Genomic DNA, 1,021 nt, shown 5'->3' on the forward strand with positions numbered 1-1,021 from the left:
GTTCCTTTGGCGCAGCGATTTGGCTTAGGTTCGGTGCTTGGCTATTTGTTGGCAGGAGTATTGATTGGCCCTTGGGGATTACGCCTGATTAGCGATGTCGATGCGATTCTGCATTTTGCCGAGCTCGGGGTGGTGTTACTGCTGTTCTTAATTGGCTTGGAATTGAACCCGAAAAAATTATGGCAAATGCGAGGGCCGATTTTAGGTCTTGGCGGCGCGCAAGTTGTAGTGACGACGGCGGTTATTGGTAGCATTGTCAGTTTGTTTGGCTTGAGTATGCAGGTGAGTTTGGTCATCGGCATGGGGCTCGCCCTTTCCTCTACGGCTATTGCACTCAAAGTGATTGAAGAGCAAGGCCTCAATGGCACCGAAACGGGCCAGTCTGGTTTTGCTGTGCTGCTTTTTCAAGATATCGCCGTCATACCGATGTTGGCTATGTTACCGCTTTTGGCTGGTGAACAGAATGTAGGTAGTTGGTTCGATGCTTTTACCGTTTTAGGCAGTGTCGTAGCCTTGTTGATTGGTGGTCACTTTTTATTGCGCCCTCTGTTTCGTTTTGTCGTGATGAGTGGGGTTCGCGAGCTATTTACCGTGGCTTCACTCTTGGTGGTGCTAGGCATTTCGGTGGTGATGCAAAAACTGGGCTTGTCCATGGCGCTAGGAACTTTCTTAGCTGGAGTGCTGCTGGCCGAAAGTGAATATCGCCATGAGCTAGAAATCGCTATCGAGCCGTTTAAAGGCTTGCTGCTTGGTCTGTTTTTTATTGCGGTTGGCATGGCGGTAAACCTAGGCTTACTGGCGTTGCATCCTCTTGAAATTCTTGGTGCGGTGGTGGCTTTGGTTGTGGTGAAAGGTTTGGTGTTGTACGCCCTAGCCAGGGCGGGTCGAGTGCGAGAAAAAGCACGTAGCCGTATGGCCGCCATCTTGAGCCAAGGTGGTGAGTTTGCGTTTGTGATTTTCACCGCGGCAAGCCAAGAAGGTATCTTAACCAAAGACCAAGTTGCTTTCTTGTTGGTGGTGG

Annotated in this window: 1 protein-coding gene; it reads left to right on the top strand. The window is 50.2% G+C overall.

The window, feature by feature from the left end:
- Nucleotides 1–1,021, top strand: a 1,021-nt coding sequence (locus tag R7P35_RS26405; protein ID WP_318093457.1) for a monovalent cation:proton antiporter-2 (CPA2) family protein, incomplete at both ends; no start/stop codon positions are given.

Source organism: Vibrio sp. Vb0304, from assembly GCF_033338995.1.
In the GTDB taxonomy this organism is placed as follows: domain Bacteria; phylum Pseudomonadota; class Gammaproteobacteria; order Enterobacterales; family Vibrionaceae; genus Vibrio; species Vibrio alginolyticus.